The sequence below is a fragment of the Mesorhizobium sp. M2E.F.Ca.ET.209.01.1.1 genome (genome assembly GCF_004010375.2).
Lineage (GTDB): Bacteria > Pseudomonadota > Alphaproteobacteria > Rhizobiales > Rhizobiaceae > Mesorhizobium.
On the sequence record NZ_SADP02000442.1, the window covers coordinates 1 to 367 of the forward strand.

The following is a 367-nucleotide window of genomic DNA, read 5'->3' on the forward strand; positions in this document are numbered from 1 at the left end:
GCCGACTGGAAGCACTTCGACGATTTCGCCGCCGGCATCGCCACCAACCGGCTGCCGACGACGGAAGCGCTGCGCGGCCAGACCTTCAAGATCACGCTGAACACCGGCCGCGTCATCGACCTCGCCTTCACCGCCGCCGACACCGTGGCCTGGAGCGAAGGCGCAGAGGCCGGCGCCGACTGGTACGAGGCGCTGGAAGTCGCGCCCGACGTCTACTTCATCAACATGACCTTCGCCGCCAGGCCGGCCGAGGACGAAGCCTTCATCGTCGACACCAGGACGCGGCGCGTGCTGTCGGTGCGCGAGCGGGTGCGCGAGCCAGGTGAAGCGCCCGGCGAGCCGCGCGTGGCGCAGGTCTATTCCGCCG

At 70.0% G+C, this 367-nt stretch carries 1 protein-coding gene; it reads left to right on the forward strand.

The window, feature by feature from the left end:
* Positions 1-367 (forward strand): MoaF N-terminal domain-containing protein (locus tag EN852_RS36385; RefSeq protein ID WP_189546441.1); only part of this gene is annotated, 367 nt, incomplete at both ends.